We start from the raw sequence: 18,998 nt of genomic DNA on the forward strand, positions 1-18,998 counted from the left end.
TTTCTCCATTTTATTTTTCGGATTAAGAACAACTAATACATTTAACTATTGATGAGATTAACATTTTACTGATTATAAATTGTTAACTCTCTATCAAATAATGTTATGTCTTTGGAAAAAAACTTTAATAATTAATAAATTCAGAGAAATTCTCGGTCGATTCTCAATATTAATAATGTGTTTCAGCCATAATATCTTGTGAGATTATTCAATAAAAACAAGCCAACCAAACTAGGATTAATTTAGTCGGTTTTAATCCACAAAATAACCAAAGGTACTTTTTATGATCACACCACTAATTTTTTTAACTGTGTCGGCATTTTCATTACCTTTGCTTGAAAACTCAACCTATAGTCAAACCGACACACAATGTACACTCACGGTCAAAGAACAACGCCTGCAAGATAATATTGTATTAACCATGTCGACCAATAGAAATAACCATTATGACATTAAAGTCTATCATCTCAACAATCTGCAAGCGCCATCTCGAGGAGAATTAACCCAACATGCGATGGATAATATCGAATCACATCAAAAGTTTAATTATGTCGTGGATCACAATTTATTTAAGCGCGTAGACGATAAAACTGTTATTTATACAACAACGATTGCAAATGATGTTAATAATATCAGCCCACAACAATTTGCCGAAGCCTTTAAAGCACACAGCTACCGTACAAAGTTACATATTAAAGGATTAAACCCACTCACTTTTATTGCAAGTCAACGCCAAGCCAATGCTTTCTTTCGTTGTGCTGAACAACAAATAACGACATTAGCAAAGCGTTAATGATCAGTATCATTGCCAATAACGAGTATGACTCATAATTAACAACAGTTATCAGCCTAATTTTAACACCAGATCACTGTCTTTTATCCACCCTTGGCGGCGCATAATATATGCCACAATAACAGTGATTAACGCAGGTAGAATAAAGTGCATTAATACAATTAATCCGTAAATATAACCACTACTCACTCCTGGCTGTTCCATTGCGATTACTGTTTGAATCTGCCCGACTAATCCTGATGTTCCCATTCCAGCGCCAAGTGGCGTATTTTCCATGTGAAACACAACAGTCGCAATAGGGCCAAGTATTGCAGAAGCCACAATCGGAGGGATCCAAATTTTATAATTCTTAACTATATTTGGCATTTGTAGCATCGAAGTACCGAGTCCTTGAGCAAAAATACCTGCCCAACCATTTACGCGATAACTCATGACCGCAAACCCTACCATTTGTGCAGCACAACCCACTGTCGCCGCCCCCGCAGCTAGACCATTTAAACTCAACATAATTGCAATTGCAGCACTACTAATAGGTAAAGTTAATGCCATGCCCATCAATACAGCAACTAATGCTCCCATTAACAACGGTTGTAGTTGAGTGGTAGACATAATCAATTGCCCAAATTGAGTCATCACAGCCCCCACTAGTGGGCCAATCCAACTGCCAACCATAACGCCTACTAATACAGTTACTGCTGGCGTCACTAAAATATCAACTTTAGTTTCGCCTGCGACCAATTTACCGCATTCGGCAGCGCAAATACTGGCGACATAAGCCCCAACAGGCCCCCCCATTGCCGCCCCCGCAGCACCAGCAATGGTTGATGAAAACAAAACTAATGGCGGCGCTTTTAATGCATAAGCAATAGCCACACCAATAGCTGGCCCTGTCATTTGCTTTGCTATTGGCCACAATACATCACTCAATAGTGGGATCGAAAATTTAATCCCAATCGTATTTAAAATAGAGCCAATCAATAGTGATGAAAATAAACCTAGCGCCATAAAGCTCATTGCATGAATAAAATAGCAATGAAAAGAAATAGTGATATTTTTAGAAATAAGGAACTGATTAGCTCGAGTAAAAAAGCGTGATAAAGAAGACTGCATTACAACAAAGACCACATAAAGAGTTCGATAGTGACAGAATTTTACCTTAGCTTGTCGATAAACACAGTTAATAAGTTACTTTTTTTATCATTTTAGTCATAATTAACGCTCACATAATACATTCCTATTTAGCACCTTTGGCACATAAATCATGTAACTGTAACTTAATTCACATTACGTAACTCCAACATCAGCACAAACATCATCAAAAATAGATCATTATAATTTACCCATTAATGGCATTTATTTACTGTTATACCTCTTGTGCTTACTAGGAATACATATCATGCCTTTATTACAATATCAGCCGCTGTCACATTGTCATGATAGTTCTAAATTTCAATATTTTAATAAGCATTTAACCCCAATAGCAGCTTTAATTGGCCTATCATTAAGTTTTCCTCTTGCAGCAGAGCAACCACAACTGATGCTGGCTAAAAGTTTACCTAGCGATCAACTCAATGCCACACATTATAGTGATGACAACCAAATCCACGATATTTTCACTGTTACTGATTATTTAGTGAGCGAAAAATTAGACGGCATTCGCGCCTATTGGAATGGTCAACAGTTGCTGACAAAAACAGGCAATATTATTCATGCACCAACATGGTTTTATGCCAACTTTCCGAGTACTTCATTAGATGGCGAACTGTGGATTGAACGCGGCCAATTTCAAGCATTAACACGTATTGTACTTGATAATGAACCTGATGATTTAGCATGGAAAAAAGTCAATTATATGGTGTTTGATCTTCCGCATAACAGTGCACCATTTAGCGATCGTTATCGCCAATTACAAGCATTAATAGAGCAACAACGCGATCAAAACAACCAACCACTAAAACATTTACAATGGGTTGAACACAAGTCACTCGATAATCTGGCAATATTAGTGCAATGGCTCGATATTATTAGCAGTAATGATGGTGAAGGCTTAATGCTGCACCATAAATCTAATAATTATACGTCTGGCCGAACTGAGCATTTATTAAAACTCAAAAATCATCACGATGCAGAAGCGATAATTATTGGTTATGAAGAAGGCAATGGTAAATACCAAGGCATGATGGGTTCTGTTTGGGTAAAAACAGCCTCTAATAATACCTTTAAAATTGGATCAGGTTTTAACGACCAACAGCGGCAATCACCACCAGCGATAGGCACAACGATTCAATATCGCTACAACGGCTATACCGATAATGGAATCCCTCGTTTTGCGCGCTTTATTCGAGTACGAGACAATCCTGATAGTTAATAAAATTAATCCTCAAAGGTATCAATTGTAATTTCCTATGACATTTATTGTTACACTATTTACCTTAAAATACAGATTAAGTCATTGATTAGTTATGGTATCGTTTTGTACTAACAATCATAATTTTTACAACAAATGGCTTATAATGACATACTTATTTAACGGTTTTCGCACTATCACAACCGCTATACTGCTCATTAGTACAATTGGCACTAATGCTTACGCTATGCCAAAAGGCGACGCTAGCAAAGGGGAAATTAAAACCCCAAGTTGCCGTTTCTGCCATGGTAGTAATGGTATTGCACCACAACCGAGTTACCCCAACCTTGCTGGCCAACAACCGCAATACCTATATGATGCAATGCAGGCTTATACTAATGATATGCGTATTGGTCCAATGGCAACCATGATGAAAGGTCAGCTACAAAATCTAAACACACAAGATCTGGCAGATATTGCCGCTTATTATTCAGCGATGAAATAATCATTAGCGCTTACACTACTGTGCATCATTTTTAATCGTTTCAAATTGGCACAACCATTCAGAAAGCTCAGCAACCTGACGTGCCAATTCTCGATTAAGCCACAAATAGCCGTAATAACTAATATCGGTTCGGCTATCTGCACTTGGGGCTAATTTGGGATATAACGCCAATATCTCAAGCTGACTTTTATTGATCACCATTAATGGCTTTTGGGCTGATAATAAATCTTCACCACATTGTTCACACATTCGTGATAACTGTTCTTTTGCTTGTGATAAAGCCCGTATTTCTTGTACTTTTTCTTTACTGTATTGATGTCGCCATTGCGTCTGAGTAATATTTTCTAATAAATTGAACATTCTTACCTGACAAGCTATCGCCTTTTTAACAGGCTGTTTCATTGCAGGCGATTCATGACCAATACTCGATTCTAATGACGTGATCTTATTTAATGTTTGGCGTAACTGAGATAACGGTATTTCACGATAAGCATCATCACTATTAACCAACGCATTATGCTCAGAATAGTTTTGATGAAATAAGCGTAAGAAATCACCACAAGCCAATTTGAAATGATCGGTTGCTTTAGCTGGAAACAAATATTGACTCGCAATGATCGCCACTAACCCACCCCATAGCACATTAGTCGTACGCCATAATGCAATATGTAAATCCCCAGGACCACTACCCGCAACTAACACCAATGTCACTGACGTTAAAATCGCACTGTAGGCGTATTTTCCTAGAGTAAAGTAAAGCGACACACTGAGCATTACAATCAATGAGCCATAATGCCAATAAACATTATCGACTGGGAAAAAATACAACGACAGACCTAAAATTGCCCCAATAGTGGTACCAAGTATTCGTTGACTGGCTTTATCTGACACTTCACCTGAATACTTAGCAGACATCACGACAATAATAGTAATTGGTGCCCATGTGCCATAAGGTAATTTAAAAACAATGTCGACTGAAAAAGCAATGACACAAGCGATAATAATACGCAGTACATGAAACAAGCGCATGTACTTAATGATCTGTTGGTGTAAGGTTTTCATTTGGTGTAGCTACCACACACATGTTTAAAACAAATATCAATAACACATGATTTTCAAAATCACCAGCAACACAAAATGGATTCTAGCAACTACCAGTGCATAAGTTATCACTGCAAAAGCCAACTTAATCACATCAATGTTGTTTAATAGCTGTTTTAATACAATCTATGCATTTTTTAAAATCAACTTATCACCACGATCTTTATCGATATATCACACTACATAGCACCATTGATGATTATTCACTCAACCTAACAATGAAACCTTATTTTGATGAACAAAAATCATTATCGATTGTGGTGGTTTATGATAGCCTAATTCAATACTTATAAAGATAACGAGTAACCCTCATGAAAATTTTCAGTAACTTCGAAAGCGGTAGCATCAATGTTGTTAAAGCTGAGAGCAAAGACGACATTCAACTTAGTATTCCTAACGATAACCAATCTGAACTGCATCAATGGTTTCACTTCCGTTTAGAATCAGAAGCTCAACAGCCGCATACTATTAAGTTATTAGATCTAGCTAACTCAGCCTACCCTGAAGGTTGGAATGGTTATGATGTTGTAGCTTCTTATGATCGTGAAGAGTGGTTCCGTATTCCTTCAGAATTTGATGGTGACAACTTAACGTTCACTGTTATTCCTGAAAATGAATCAATGTACTTCGCTTACTTTGCACCGTACAGTTACGATCGTCATCAAGATCTATTGCACCTTGCACAAAGCCATTACAACTGCCGCCTAGAAACATTAGGTCATACGCTTGATAATCGCGATGTAAGCCTATTAGTGATCGGTGATGAACACGCCGCTGATAGCGAAGAAGCACCAAAGAAAAAAATCTGGGTTATTGCACGTCAACACCCAGGTGAGACCATGGCTGAATGGTTTGTTGAAGGTTTAGTACAACGTTTGTTAGATGAAACTGACACTGTTGGCCGTGCCCTACTAAGCAAAGCCGTATTCTATGTTGTGCCTAACATGAACCCAGATGGTAGCGCACGTGGTCACCTACGCTTAAATGCAATCGGTGTAAACCTTAACCGCGAGTGGCAAACACCGTCACTAGAAAACAGCCCTGAAGTATTCTACGTACGTGAGAAAATGCTAGCAACAGGCGTAGATATGTTCCTTGATATTCACGGCGATGAGGCAATCCCATTTAACTTCGTTGCGGGTTCTGAAGGCATTCCATCATACGATGCGCGCCTTGAAAATCTTGAAAATAAATTCAAACAAGCGCTATTAACCGTAACGCCAGAATTCCAAGACGAACACGGCTACGGCAAAGATAAGCCCGGCGAAGCGAACCTAACAGTAGCTTCAAACTGGGTTGGCGAGCAATTTAACTGCTTGTCTTACACTGTTGAAATGCCATTTAAAGATCATAATAATCAGCCAGATAGTCTATACGGTTGGTCTCCAGAGCGTAGTATTGGCTTTGGTCACGACACCCTAGCAGCAGTGCTTGCTGTTACTGATGATCTTCGTTAAGACTGATTATTGCTACTTATAATATTAACGGCTGCCTTTTTAGGTGGCCGTTTTTTTAGATTAGTAGTTGGAAATTTTTGGCTGTCCCATCTTTTTATCTTTAAGCACACACCATTGATTTTAAGTGCAAGGTGTTGAGAAATAGCCTTGGGTCAGCAATCTTATTTAATATTGATTGGGGCGGTAAACAATCATCATCCACGTAATCGACATAATCAGCCGCTGAGTCAAAGATCAAAATATCCAATGCTAAACGATCTAAGCCATACAATCCGCGGTGAATCATATCAGCTGAAAACACTAACAAATCACCCGCAGCTAACCCAATTTGTTTACCTCCAGAGATGCTGTCATTGCTGACTTTACCATTTTCTTCTTGGCGAACATTGTGCTCTTCTTCATTGTCCCATCGCTTGTGTGTACCGGGGATGATTTCCATGCCAAGTTCATCAAATAAAGGCACTCGAAGATGTAACACTTGCGTTTCTAATATGACTTTCATTTGGTCTTCAAGATCATAGTCATATTGACAGTCACGATGCCAAAAGTCTTTTTGTTGAGGATTTACGGGGTTGAAGAACAGTTGTGTATTCATAAATGCAGGATTTTCAGGTATCACTGCATCAACAACGTCCATGATCTTTTTGGAGCTGATGAAGTCAAAAAGTACCGTTCTATCATCGATGGGTAAATATTCACTGCCCGTAATTAAAGACGAGTTAAACGCTTCTTCATGATAAAACTCTGTGTTGTCTGCTTTCCACAATTCATGGAATTTCAACACCACTTTTCTAAGCAATGAAATCTGAGCTTCGTCGAAATAATTTCTAATCACAAAGTAACCATGTTCATCATAAAGATTACTTAATTGTTGGTTGTTTTCTATCACTGACTACCTTCACACTCTCGGTACCGTTTACTAACGACGGTATTCTTGGGCGCATAATGCCAGACTGGTGGTATTCAACCAAGTAATAAAATCATCATTAAAGAATACAGGACACCCATATCTTTATTCTTTAAGATTTCCACACACAGTGAGTAGATTTCCTATCGCCCTTGCAGGCATACACAGCAAATAATAACGAACTTATTACCCGTCATATTTAGCATAATTTTATGGCTGTCCTATTGTCCTATTTTTTTTGATTATTCTAACTTATTAATCGGTCAATCATTTTTTTAATAGCCTCCATTTGAGGTGCTGATTTTTTATGATAAATACTTAAATTATAAGTACTGTAGCCCCAGAAATCCCAACAACCATTGGGATTCATTGGATTTAGATTAGATGATTTAACTTGTGGAAATAATACTATAATCTTATTTGTATCAGCTATTTCTAAATAGCCAGTATCCGTTATAAATTCTGTCCCTATTACTGATACTCCTTGAGCACAGCCATGCAAAGCGACATGAACTCTACATTGATTTGTTGTACAACTCTTAGGAATATAAACAAATGCATTGTCGTCCATACTTGATCGGTTTATTTGATCTTTTGTAAGAAACTCATGTTGGTTAAATTTAATTAATTCGCCACTTATTTTTATTGCAGGTGATTTTAACCCTTTATAAATATGTTTTAAAATATCTCTCGCTTGTGACATATTACAATAATTAATATATGGATCAGCAGTTTTATTACATTCGGTATCCTCAGGATTATTAGTAATAAAAGCATGCCCTGCATCCAAATTATTAATGTATTCTATATTTTTCACTTTTAATTTTTTATAGAAATCAAAGGTAGTATCAACGACTTTAGTAATAACAGTTTTATCTTGAGACCCAGAAAAAATATATACATTATCATTTTTTAAATTATCAATAGGATCAATATTACCTTTTTTAGCATCCATTTCTGCAATAGCTGATAAAAATTTTGAATCAGGAAATGGGCCGCAAATACCAGCCTTACACGGATTCATACAAGTTGTTGTCGCATTCACAATTGCAGGGAAAAGCGGATTACTAGCAGCGCAATTCCATGGTCCACCAGCAACAATCCCTACGCCAACAAGGTCATTTGAGTATGCAACATGAAATTGAGAAGCCATAAAGGCACCTGATGATATTCCAGATATTGACGTTGCATTAGAAATAGCATTTAAAGCAGGAAGAGAATATGTACTCGTTTTAGTTTCTGGAGATAAACTTTGATTGCTAAAAACTTCATTCGCGTAAGAATTAGAATTCAAACAAACGATTAAAGATATAGATAAAAAAACAAATCTAACATTTAAATTAATACTTTCCATTGCTTGCCTCCATGCAAAATGCATTTGATTGCTAATCAACCATAGAGAACAAGAATCACCCGAGTAAGAGTAAAAAAGATTGACCTATATCAATAAAACTAATCCTGTATATTATTAACACAATGGTTATTATAGTTCGATTTTCTTAATCCAAAACGCCCATATCAAATGCAAGCCTCAATATCATTTTTTGTGAATGATCACTTTTTCAATTTAGAAAAAATGTAACATATTATGCAGTATATAAAATAATAAGAGACTTAATTATATGGATATATTGAGTACTGGTATTTTACTTAAAAGAGGTGGTGGTATTTTCACTAATAAAGTAGGACCGTTATTAGTGAATAATGAGACAAAAGTTAATAATGAGGTGTTAGATAATGAATAACAAATTTAAAAAAGGCTTAGCTTTATCTGGCGGTGGTTTTAGAGCAACACTCTATGCATTAGGTACTCTATGGCGCATGAATGAAGATGGTTTATTAACTGAGCTAGATACAATCACATCAGTTTCTGGCGGTTCTATTGCCGCAGGTTTATTAATGCTAAAGTGGGAAAAGTTAACTTTTGAGGAAATAGATGCTAGTAAAGGCCGTTATCGTGCAACTAACTTTAAAGAAGTCATTGCAGACCCCCTCATTATATTTTGCTCTCAAACAATTACAAATAAATTTCTGATTCTTCTACACACTCTAAACCCAACAACAACAGCAGTAATAGAGGTAAGAAAAAAATATGAAGCTTTGTTGTTTGGCAAAACTCGTCTTTGTGATATACCCAATAACCCTTTAGCTCCAGAGTTTATTTTTTATGGCACCAACCTTGATACTGGTGCTAGTGTCAGAATTTCAAAATGTGAAATTCGAGACTATAAAATTGGCTCAGCTTCAGATCACGGGATTACCTTAGCACAGGCTATTGCTATATCCAGTGGATTCCCACCATTTTTAGCACCAATACGATTATGTGGTAAAGATTGGACATGGAATGACACACTTTATAGTCATATCTCTGCTGAACAAATATTGAAACTTCGTGAACACTTAAACCTATGTGATGGTGGGCTCTATGACAATATGGGGTTAGAAATGATATGGAAACACGGAGCAGAAAAGGAATATAATTCAGTATTCTGTTGTGATGCAGGAGCATTGCTTTCTTTGCCATGGCATGGCTGGCTAAAAACGATAAAAAGTAAGTTTGGTTTATCTCTTAGGATGACTGACATTATGATTAACCAACAAAGAGCATTACGTAAACGGATGTTGATGCGAAATTATATTGAAGGTGAATATAATGGCGGCTATTGGTCTATATCTAGTAAGGTTAAAAACTTCAAAACTATAAACCCATTATTGTCTGAGAGTGAAGCTAAGCAATACCGTCATCTTAGCAACTTGGGGACTCAATTAGATCGTTTTTCTGATACTGATAATAGAATGTTAATTAATTTAGGATTTTGTCATGCAGATATGAGTATGAGACTAAGTTACGACAAAACACTGATTCGTCCATTATTACCTTTTCATATTAATAACGATAATATCATTGTGTAGTGGTACATTAAATTTGGCCACCTACTCAGAGGTGATATCATCACCTCATAACATGGATAGGTGACATTATGACAAAGCGTACAAGACGATTATTTAGTGCTGAATTTAAGCTTGAAGCAGCACAATTAGTTCTAGAACAAAATTACTCAGTAACAGAAGCAGCCCAAGCAATGAACGTGGGTAAATCTACGATGGATAAGTGGGTTCGACAGCTTAAAGAGGAGCGCCAAGGAAAAGCTCCCAAAGCATCACCAATGACGCCTGAACAAATTGAAATACGAGAATTAAAAAAGAAGTTAGCGACACTTGAAGAGCATAATGAAATATTAAAAAAAGCCACCGCTCTCTTGATGTCAGACTCATTGAACAATTCTCGTTAATCGAGAAACTCAAGAAGAGCCACAGCATAACAACGTTATGCAAAGTATTAGGTGTTCATCGCAGTAGCTATAAATATTGGCAGAGAGACGGCCAAAGTTTATTTCTATTGAATTGATTAAACTTCGTTGTTTAATCAAAGAGGTACATGCAGCTAGCAATGGTTCTGCTGGGGCTAGAAGTATTGCCGGTATGGTTACTGCTCAAGGCATCGCCTTGAGCCGATATCGTGCATCTAAGCTAATGAAAGGCCTTAATCTTGTTAGTTGCCAATCGCCGAAACATCGATACCGTAAAGTAAAACAGGAACATATTGCGATTCCTAATCACCTTGATCGTCAATTTGCGGTTACATCACCAAATCAAGTTTGGGTCGGTGATGTGACCTATGTTTGGACTGGAAATCGTTGGATGTATCTTGCTGTAGTTATCGATCTATTTTCGAGAAAACCTGTTGGTTGGGCGATGTCTCTATCGCCTGATAGTCGATTAACAGGTAAAGCACTTCTGATGGCTTATGAATCACGAGATAAACCTAAAGAGGTTATGTTCCACAGCGATCAAGGTAGTCATTATACAAGTCGCTACTATCGACAATTATTATGGCGATGCCAGATTAAACAAAGTTTATCTCGTCGGGGAAATTGTTGGGATAACGCACCAATGGAACGTTTCTTTAGAAGTTTAAAAACAGAATGGGTTCCAAATGTTGGCTATCGTAGTTTTGCTGAAGCAAAACACGAAATCACTCGATATATTATTGGCTATTACAGCCAATTAAGGCCTCACCAATATAATGGCGGATTAACCCCTAATGAATCTGAACGATTATATTGGTTAACCTCTAAAACTGTGGCCAGTATTTGTTGACCACTACAAACCCACTGATAATATTGATATCTCATAAAAATAGCATTCTCACAGACAAAACTAGCCGCTATATAGCGGTTCATCTAATGCACTGTTTAGCTTTCGTTACTATAATCGATAAACACAACAACAAACGACCACCTAAATAGGTAGCCGTTTGTTAGTGTCATTTTTAATAAGTAACAGATAAATTAACACATATAATTATTTTAGATTCTGCTCAATCAACACTTTTGTATTATCTAGCCATTCATAGCGTCGACGATACATTGCACGTTTAGGGCGTGAAATATCTTCGGGATTACGACGAATATCTTCAAGCGTTAGTTGATATAAATGCTCATCAAACTCAGTTGCACCTAATGCTAACCAATGCTTATCGTAATCCATCTTGATTTTTCCAGTAGCATAACGCTTTGCTGAATAGGTATGAGCACTATTCTTTATAGCAAGCAGTGTGTCTACCTGCCAAGCATTAGCGAGCAGTGTGACCATTTTTATCATTAAATCTTTTGGACGTTGTCCGAATAATGCTTTAGTCAGTAATTTTATTTTTTGGTTATTTTCAGGGCTACTCGCAGGGCCTTGCAAGCCGCCAATCACTAATTGACGCTTCCCTTTTACATTCCGAATCGCAAATGTGAGGGTATAAAAATTTTCATCAACATCATTAAAGAGCGTTAAGCTCATATCACCCTCTTTTTGATAACGAGAGTAATATGCTAACTTAAAACAGTAATCAACATCATCTACAGTAAAGTTACATAATGTTAAGCCATTACTATCCCTGTAGATACCATTACGAATATGTTCAGGTAATTGAGAGACAAACTTAAAATGCTCTACAACAAATTTTGCGCGTTCAATAGAATTTGTTCCATAAATTACATAAGGACGGAATGGCTTTTCTAAAAAACGAAGGTTACGTTGACATAAAGTATCTAGCAAAGAAGGATCTATTTCAGAGGTGATATGCTGGAAAGCTTTATGGTAGTACATCGCACGAAGAATAAATTTTACTCGATAGCGCCATAATGGTGAGTATTTACCAGCTAAACTATCAGGATAAATGATTTTTGCATGGTTACTAAGAGATATGTTGGACTGAATCACACAATTAATTCTTATATAGTATATTTAATCTTCCATTATCAATTAGTTGTATTTTTTATCAATTGATTTATTACATACTGACATGATATGCATCATATTTATACTGCTAGTGCAAAATAAACGCAACAAATAGGCGTTATTTCTAACTAATTATCGCTTTATGACAATTTTTCATCAAAGATCTAATCGATACACCTCACTTTCTAGTCGTAATGGCTTAGAAAAATAAAAGCCTTGAAAGTACTCAATACCAATCGATTTTAATAATACTAATGTCGTTTCTTTTTCTATACCTTCAGCAATAATTTTAAAATTTAAACTCCAAATAAACTCACACAGAATTTTGATTGATTGTATTAATGATGGGTTGTTTTCAATATCATTTACGAGGATCTTGTCTAATTTTATAAAATTAATATTGCGAAGATTTATTAAACGTCTGACTGATGAATAATCACTTCCAAAATCATCGACACTGACACTGATCCCAATAGAATTTAGTAAGTTAATATTTTCATTACATTGTTCGAAGTTAATTATCTTATCACTCTCTAATATTTCAAGTTCGAGATGTAAATTTAATGCTTTTATCGCCTCTATATTTATGTCACTTAATAAAATAGGCGTTGACATAAACTCACCGCTTACATTAATAGAGATGATATTATTAATAACCTCTTTATCTGCTATTTTAGATAAGCTATCAATGACGCTGTTAATAACAAAACAATCAAACTTTATATTGTTAACATTTTTATCAACTAAAAAATCAGGGCAACTTAAACCACCATTAATTTTACTTCTTAATAATGCTTCATATCCAAATATAATGGCATTATGATATTTAGGCTGATACATAAAAAATATATCATTACGCATACATTAATCACTATTATTTAAAAAATATTTTTTATAATATATACTAAAAAAAAACAATTAACTACTTAAAACTCTATAACATAACATGCTAAAAAAATTATAATTCATAATAAAAGTTATAAATTATATTCACTATTATGTATAGAAGGTCATACTTTGTAATTGATGCCAATTTATTGCTTGTACTCATATTCCATATTGACATTTTTTGAAAAATAACATTTATTCTATTTACTTATTCTTTATTTTATTGCCACTGTATTTTACCGCATAATATTTTTCATACATACTCACTAAAAATATTATCAAAAAAAACTAATGTAGACATAAAATATTGATTTTAATCTAAATAAAAAAACAACTTAATATTCAAATTAATGCCTATGCATTTAATGATGATTAATATTCATTAAACATTCAGAATATCCATGATACTATTGTGGAATAATATTTTATCTTTTGGCCGTTTTATGACTTCACAACTTCACTTTCCAAAACTGCACCGTTTAATACATTGGTTATTAGCATTTTCTATTCTATTTATTTTATTAACTATTGTATTACGCTCAACGTGGATGGACAAAACACATATCGCAACGATCCTTCAATCTGGATTGCAAAATGATAATATTTCCATATCACAACAACAAGCTATAACAATTGCTAAATCAATCCGCAATGAAATGTTTCAGTGGCACTATATTGTGGGATACTTCATTGGTATCCTAGTGTTTATACGATTATATTACTCTAAAAAAGTGGGTCTATTTATGCCGAACCCATTGAAAAAGAATAGTTTGCATGATCGTCTACAAGGATTGTTATACATTGCTTTCTATTTATTTTTAACAAGTATTGTAATCACAGGTTTAGTCATTCACTTCTTAGGACATGATTTTATTCTATATTCAGCTTGTAAAACATTTCATAAGCTTTCATGGTGGGGCGTTGTAGGATTTATGCTAATCCATATTAGTGGAGTTATTTTTGCGAATGGTCGTGATAATAAAGATACAATTACAAAAATAATTAATGGCTAAAACATACAAAAAACACAACAAAATAATAACAATAAAAAGCTGAGATATTTAATTTCTCAGCTTTTTACTTTTAATAATAAATAACCATCTAACTTATTTATTATCTTTAGGTGTACCAACAACAAGTCCAAGAATAATACCGTAAACCATATGCCCCATTAAAGCGACCATTGACATTGGCACACTATGGAAGAATATACCTTTACCAGCCATTGGCATCACAACAATCATCGCGCCAAGGTAAATAGGTATTAAGAAGACTAAACCACGCAACCAACCAGAACCAGGTAAACGACTATAACCAATTAATAAGTAAGCGATTGGGAATACAATTGTACCTACCACGAAGTGCATCATTAAGCCGACACTATCAGAGGTTCCTAACATATGAGCAATAATCGCAGCAACATTCATTGAATGCCCAATAAGATGTGGTGCAATAAATTTACCCATTAAAGTAAATGCTAATGTACCTAAAAAACCACCGATGAGTGCTTTTACTACATTACTTGTGCTTACGTTTTCTTTAAACATACGATGACCTAAATGCGTTATGGAATATGGTTTTAGGATAGACATTCCTCCTACGGGAAGGTCAACATAATTATGCGATTAAAAGACAGAAAACAGCATTTAATTGTTCAATTCATCAATAATAAATCATGATAGAATCAAAATTCTTACTATTTGAGAGAATAAACCATGAAATGTTCTGTATTTATCGCTACTAGTGTTGATGGATTTATTGCAAGAAAAAATGGCTCAGTCAATTGGTTACAGACTGCAGGTAACAAAAATGCAGATATGAGCGATCAAGCTGATATGGGGTTCAATCAATATCTCGCTTCAGTTGACTGTATAATCATGGGACGTAAATGTATGGAAACTATCTCAAGTATGGATCTACCGCCAGAACAATGGCCTTATGGCAATATTCGAATCATTGTTTTGAGCACAACCATCACCCAAGCTCCCGATAACTTACGTGACAAAGTCGAAATGTATGCTGGTAATATTAAGATTTTAATAACGAAACTAAGTACTGAAGGCTATCAACATGCTTACATCGATGGTGGAATGACTATTCAAGCGTTTATTAATCAGCAATTAATCAATCATATCACTATTACTCGTGCTCCTATATTACTAGGCAGTGGTATTTCACTGTTCGGTGAAACCCACAAGGATATCGAATTAGAACAAACACAAGCAATTGTTTTTCCGAATAACTTTATTCAAGTAAAATACAGTGTGAACTATAAATAATATGACTAAATACTCAGCAGCCATCATAGTTGCTGAGTCCAAATATAGCTCAACAATGGGAAACTATATTTATTATGAAATCACTTATTAGGCTGACTTCACCCATTTAATGTAAACCCTAGTTGATATTTCATTGCCTATTTCACAAAACATCACATTTTTGACCGCTTTCTTCTATTTATAGTGTAACTATGCACTATCTTTTTTTTATGGTGTTTACCTATAGTGATAATTGAATTTTTAAGAAACCCTAAAAATACCGGTTCTGTTATATCAAGCAGTCAATTTTTAGTTCAAGAAATGATTTCACACATATCACCAGAAAATACGATTATTGAGTTGGGTGCAGGCTCTGGTGTTATCACACGTAAACTCGCAGAAATTCAAGCCATTGAGACTATTTATACCTATGAAAATAACGTTATTTTTCACAAATCATTAGTAAAAATTAATAAGACTATCTGTGTATCAGATCTGTTTACAATGAGACAACGCCATCAAAACCAAAAAGTTAAAACCGTTATCTCTAGTATTCCCTTTGTTAATTTTTCAACTGAAACTAAAGCGAAGGCGTTAAATGATATCAGTGCCGTTTTAGAACATGGTGGAAAACTAATTCAATATACTTATCTAAATCGTTGTCCATTTGGTACAGATAATCTTCGCGAAAATAAACTGATGCAAACCAACATGAAAAAAGTATGGCTTAACTTCCCTCCTGCTACAGTTTTTGTTTACGAAAAAAACAATCATTTGTAATATCTCACCTTATAAATTTAAAGGCTATCAATCATAGATAACCTTTATTATTATACTAATATCCCAGCTTATCTTATTGGTTATGAGAATAATCAATAAGGGTCTTTTGATACAAGTCTAACAATTGTGCGGAGTCAACACTAATACCTACCTCTTGAGCGGGCATTGATGACCATTCATCAGTTTGGTATTTCCTTGTATCTAATTTCTGAATTGTCATACCGCTCGCAGACCCCTCACAAACAACCCGTACAGCCCCTTTTCGAGTTATAAATAATTCAGGATCAATCACATAAGCAATGGCGGACGGATCGTGTACATGGCAGCCATCAAGCCCCACTTTTTGCGAATAAAAACGTAAGTAATACCGACTGATATCAAAAATAAATTGACCCACATCAGCAGCATCATGCCGTAATTGGTCAAGATAATAAGCACTAAAGAAACTTTCTTCAGTAACATCAAGACCAATGATAGTAACAGGCCAAGGCGCACAAAATACGCGGTCTGCGGCATGGGGATCATCATGAATATTAGCTTCAGCATAAGGAGTAACATTACCTCGATGATCATTTTCACCAAATGCGCCCCCCATAATCACAACTTGAGCAACTAATTGAGCTATTTCTGGTGCAGCTTCCAAAGCTAAAGCAAGATTGGTTAATGGACCTACAGCCACCAACGTAATTTCATGAGGATGTGCTTTTACTGTGTCGATAATATATTGGTAAGCAGGACGTGGGTCTAGCTGACCACTAACGTTATCTGGTACATGAAAATCACCAAAGCCTGTAGTGCCATGCACAACTTCTGTCGGACCCACAGGGCTACGAAACAAAGGTTGGCTCGCCCCTTTAGCTATATCCGCAGTCATTTTAAATCTTTCTTTAAGGTACAACGCGTTACGAGTGCCATTTTCAATAGTTGCATTACCAAAAACAGTTGTAAGTGCAACCAATTCAATATCAGGATGTGCTTCAGCAAATAAAATTGCCATTGCATCGTCAATGCCAGGATCTGTATCTAATATGATTTTTTTGGTCATTATATCTTCTATTAGCGCTATGGATTGATGCTATTAAATGTATATAGCAACGATTATGAGTGATTTAAGATAGAATAAATGACTGTTGATATTGTTACTGTGATAATTGTAGATAAATAGCGGCTTCTATTCGCTTTCTTTTTTTATCAGAATTCGCTATATTTCCACAACAATAGAAATAAAAACCAATATAAAAGGCCAGCTTTACTATGACGTGTCATCAAATAGATACTATCCAAATTGCTAAATCACTTAAAGAATTAGGCCACCCAACCCGTTTAGCCATCTTTAAGCGCGTCATTAAAGCGGGCTACCAAGGCATTGCTGTCGGGGATATTCAGCAACAACTGACTATTCCTGGCTCAACCCTTTCTCACCACATTTCTAGCCTTGCTTCGGCTGGATTACTCACCCAACGTCGTGAAGGACGTACACTCTTTTGTGTCGCCCAATATGATGCTTTAGCCAGTGTCATTAGTTTTTTACAAGATGAATGCTGTATTGATGAGCAACAATCATAATTAATAGCTTTATTTTCATAATGTTAACGCTGTAATACTTTATATAACAAAAAATATTTCTACAAATGTCGAAATATTTTTTGACAGGAGCGCCTTTTGATCTTATATTTCTATAATACTAGAAATACAGAGAAGTTAATATGTTTACAATCACATCAGAGATGATATCCAATACCTTACATATGTTTGGGTTTCTTGCCATTGAACTTACAGTACTGTTTCTTGCTATTAGTTATTTAGTTGGCATATTACAGGTGTATATTCCACCCGCTAAGATTCAATCCATTCTTAGCGGAAAAAATGGTAAAGGCTATTTTATCGCAGGTTTATTAGGCGCAATTACTCCTTTTTGCTCATGTTCAACGATTCCATTTTTAAAAGGATTATTACGAGCTAAAGCTGGATTTGGCACTATGATGGTATTTTTATTTGCTAGCCCACTGCTTAATCCCATCATTATTGGGTTATTTGCAGTGACGTTTGGCATAAAAGTAACAGTATTTTATTTTGTAATAGCAATGGGTGTCTCAATTATTGCAGGCTATTTACTGGAAAAATTAGGTTTTGAAAAATATATCAAAGACGAAGCATACAGTGAACCTAAACCATCATGCTGTGGATCAAGCTGTAGTTCAATACCAAAACCAGTAAACAAATGGCTTAAAATTTGGCAATCAACGTGGGCTGATTTCAAAAAAGTATTGCCTTATTTGATTGGTGGTATTGCTTTAGGTTCAATGATTTATGGTTTTATGCCAACAGAATTTGTGGCTAAAGTTGCCAGTGAAAATAATCCTTTTGCGATCCCCATTGCAGCTATCATTGGTATTCCACTTTATATTCGTGCTGAGGCTGTTATTCCATTAAGTGCTGCATTAGCTGCAAAAGGCATGGGATTAGGCGCTGTAATGGCCTTGATCATTGGTAGTGCGGGGGCAAGTTTAACCGAGGTTATCTTACTTAAATCAATTTTTAAGAATCAAATGATTATCGCATTCTTAGTGGTAATTCTTGGCATGGCTATCAGTGCTGGATTTATTTACCAATTTATCTTTTAATTTTTAACCCGATATTAAAAAATCCCTCCTCCTTAAACGGTTGAGG

Annotated in this window: 19 protein-coding genes and 1 pseudogene; 12 read left to right on the forward strand and 8 right to left on the reverse strand. The window is 35.5% G+C overall.

All coding sequences use genetic code 11. The annotated features are described in order from the left end of the window. Positions 1–283: 283 nt before the first annotated feature. The gene (locus tag ACJZU6_RS20185) at positions 284–793 is read left to right on the forward strand and encodes a hypothetical protein (RefSeq protein WP_327779536.1); all 510 of its coding nucleotides are present in this window, start codon (positions 284–286) and stop codon (positions 791–793) included. Between the two features lie 51 nt (positions 794–844). Here ACJZU6_RS20185 and ACJZU6_RS20190 read toward each other — a convergent pair whose 3' ends face one another. Continuing rightward, positions 845–1,903, reverse strand: a complete 1,059-nt coding sequence (locus ACJZU6_RS20190; protein WP_408901229.1) for a PTS transporter subunit IIC — start codon at positions 1,901–1,903, stop codon at positions 845–847. A gap of 427 nt (positions 1,904–2,330) precedes the next feature. Here ACJZU6_RS20190 and ACJZU6_RS20195 point away from each other — a divergent pair, with 427 nt between their 5' ends. Both ACJZU6_RS20195 and ACJZU6_RS20200 read left to right on the forward strand, forming a co-directional pair. After that, positions 2,331–3,161, forward strand: a complete 831-nt coding sequence (locus ACJZU6_RS20195) for a DNA ligase (protein WP_408901525.1) — start codon at positions 2,331–2,333, stop codon at positions 3,159–3,161. Positions 3,162–3,336: 175 nt separating this feature from the next. Beyond that, on the forward strand, positions 3,337–3,645 hold the full coding sequence (locus ACJZU6_RS20200; protein ID WP_394166169.1) for a c-type cytochrome: 309 nt from the start codon (positions 3,337–3,339) through the stop codon (positions 3,643–3,645). A 15-nt stretch (positions 3,646–3,660) separates the two neighbouring features. On the opposite strand, the gene ACJZU6_RS20205 is transcribed toward ACJZU6_RS20200, so the two are convergent. After that, entirely contained in the window at positions 3,661–4,707 is a 1,047-nt protein-coding gene (locus ACJZU6_RS20205) for an FUSC family protein (protein WP_327772855.1), read from the reverse strand. Between the two features lie 350 nt (positions 4,708–5,057). On the opposite strand from ACJZU6_RS20205, the gene ACJZU6_RS20210 reads away from it, so the two are divergent. Continuing rightward, positions 5,058–6,203 (forward strand): M14-type cytosolic carboxypeptidase, encoded by a 1,146-nt coding sequence (locus ACJZU6_RS20210; protein WP_327772854.1) that lies wholly within the window; start codon positions 5,058–5,060, stop codon positions 6,201–6,203. 100 nt (positions 6,204–6,303) lie between these two features. On the opposite strand, the gene ACJZU6_RS20215 is transcribed toward ACJZU6_RS20210, so the two are convergent. Then, positions 6,304–7,092 carry a phytanoyl-CoA dioxygenase family protein gene (locus ACJZU6_RS20215; protein WP_080155801.1) on the reverse strand — a complete coding sequence of 263 codons (789 nt, stop codon included), beginning with the start codon at positions 7,090–7,092 and terminating at the stop codon, positions 6,304–6,306. Positions 7,093–7,357: 265 nt separating this feature from the next. Next, complete coding sequence (locus ACJZU6_RS20220) at positions 7,358–8,464, reverse strand: poly(3-hydroxybutyrate) depolymerase (RefSeq protein WP_408901230.1); 1,107 nt, start codon at positions 8,462–8,464, stop codon at positions 7,358–7,360. 268 nt (positions 8,465–8,732) lie between these two features. Between ACJZU6_RS20220 and ACJZU6_RS20225 the strand changes: the two genes are divergently transcribed. The 3 genes and pseudogenes from ACJZU6_RS20225 (at position 8,733) to ACJZU6_RS20235 (ending at position 11,271) form a co-directional block, all read left to right on the forward strand. Then, positions 8,733–8,855, forward strand: a complete 123-nt coding sequence (locus tag ACJZU6_RS20225; protein ID WP_297481782.1) for a hypothetical protein — start codon at positions 8,733–8,735, stop codon at positions 8,853–8,855. Continuing rightward, entirely contained in the window at positions 8,848–10,023 is a 1,176-nt protein-coding gene (locus ACJZU6_RS20230) for a patatin-like phospholipase family protein (RefSeq protein WP_408901231.1), read from the forward strand. Before ACJZU6_RS20225 ends, ACJZU6_RS20230 begins: the two co-directional genes overlap by 8 nt. Positions 10,024–10,075: 52 nt before the next feature. Further along, positions 10,076–11,271 (forward strand): annotated as a pseudogene (locus ACJZU6_RS20235) (IS3 family transposase). 204 nt (positions 11,272–11,475) lie between these two features. Here ACJZU6_RS20235 and ACJZU6_RS20240 read toward each other — a convergent pair. Together ACJZU6_RS20240 and ACJZU6_RS20245 are read right to left on the reverse strand one after the other, a co-directional pair. Next, the gene (locus ACJZU6_RS20240; RefSeq protein ID WP_408901232.1) at positions 11,476–12,384 is read right to left on the reverse strand and encodes a VirK/YbjX family protein; all 909 of its coding nucleotides are present in this window, start codon (positions 12,382–12,384) and stop codon (positions 11,476–11,478) included. Between the two features lie 174 nt (positions 12,385–12,558). Next, positions 12,559–13,263: an EAL domain-containing protein gene (locus ACJZU6_RS20245; protein WP_408901233.1), complete on the reverse strand. Its 705-nt coding sequence runs from the start codon at positions 13,261–13,263 to the stop codon at positions 12,559–12,561. A gap of 470 nt (positions 13,264–13,733) precedes the next feature. Between ACJZU6_RS20245 and ACJZU6_RS20250 the strand changes: the two genes are divergently transcribed. Next, on the forward strand, positions 13,734–14,303 hold the full coding sequence (locus tag ACJZU6_RS20250; protein ID WP_408901234.1) for a cytochrome b/b6 domain-containing protein: 570 nt from the start codon (positions 13,734–13,736) through the stop codon (positions 14,301–14,303). 93 nt (positions 14,304–14,396) lie between these two features. Here the strand turns inward: ACJZU6_RS20250 and ACJZU6_RS20255 are convergent, their stop codons facing one another. Next, positions 14,397–14,837 carry a DUF6789 family protein gene (locus ACJZU6_RS20255; protein ID WP_080155783.1) on the reverse strand — a complete coding sequence of 147 codons (441 nt, stop codon included), beginning with the start codon at positions 14,835–14,837 and terminating at the stop codon, positions 14,397–14,399. Positions 14,838–15,005: 168 nt separating this feature from the next. On the opposite strand from ACJZU6_RS20255, the gene ACJZU6_RS20260 reads away from it, so the two are divergent. Together ACJZU6_RS20260 and ACJZU6_RS20265 are read left to right on the forward strand one after the other, a co-directional pair. Further along, positions 15,006–15,569: a dihydrofolate reductase family protein gene (locus ACJZU6_RS20260; protein ID WP_408901235.1), complete on the forward strand. Its 564-nt coding sequence runs from the start codon at positions 15,006–15,008 to the stop codon at positions 15,567–15,569. Between the two features lie 225 nt (positions 15,570–15,794). Beyond that, a complete protein-coding gene (locus ACJZU6_RS20265) occupies positions 15,795–16,328 on the forward strand; it encodes a class I SAM-dependent methyltransferase (protein WP_107276303.1) in 534 nt (177 codons plus the stop codon). 73 nt (positions 16,329–16,401) lie between these two features. Here the strand turns inward: ACJZU6_RS20265 and ACJZU6_RS20270 are convergent, their stop codons facing one another. Next, positions 16,402–17,373 (reverse strand): nucleoside hydrolase, encoded by a 972-nt coding sequence (locus ACJZU6_RS20270; protein ID WP_408901236.1) that lies wholly within the window; start codon positions 17,371–17,373, stop codon positions 16,402–16,404. 209 nt (positions 17,374–17,582) lie between these two features. Between ACJZU6_RS20270 and ACJZU6_RS20275 the strand changes: the two genes are divergently transcribed. Both ACJZU6_RS20275 and ACJZU6_RS20280 read left to right on the forward strand, forming a co-directional pair. Further along, complete coding sequence (locus tag ACJZU6_RS20275) at positions 17,583–17,894, forward strand: ArsR/SmtB family transcription factor (RefSeq protein ID WP_408901237.1); 312 nt, start codon at positions 17,583–17,585, stop codon at positions 17,892–17,894. A gap of 140 nt (positions 17,895–18,034) precedes the next feature. Further along, a complete protein-coding gene (locus ACJZU6_RS20280) occupies positions 18,035–18,952 on the forward strand; it encodes a permease (protein ID WP_408901238.1) in 918 nt (305 codons plus the stop codon). The last annotated feature ends 46 nt before the right edge of the window (positions 18,953–18,998 follow it).

This window comes from Photobacterium piscicola (assembly GCF_046058925.1).
Lineage (GTDB): Bacteria > Pseudomonadota > Gammaproteobacteria > Enterobacterales > Vibrionaceae > Photobacterium > Photobacterium piscicola.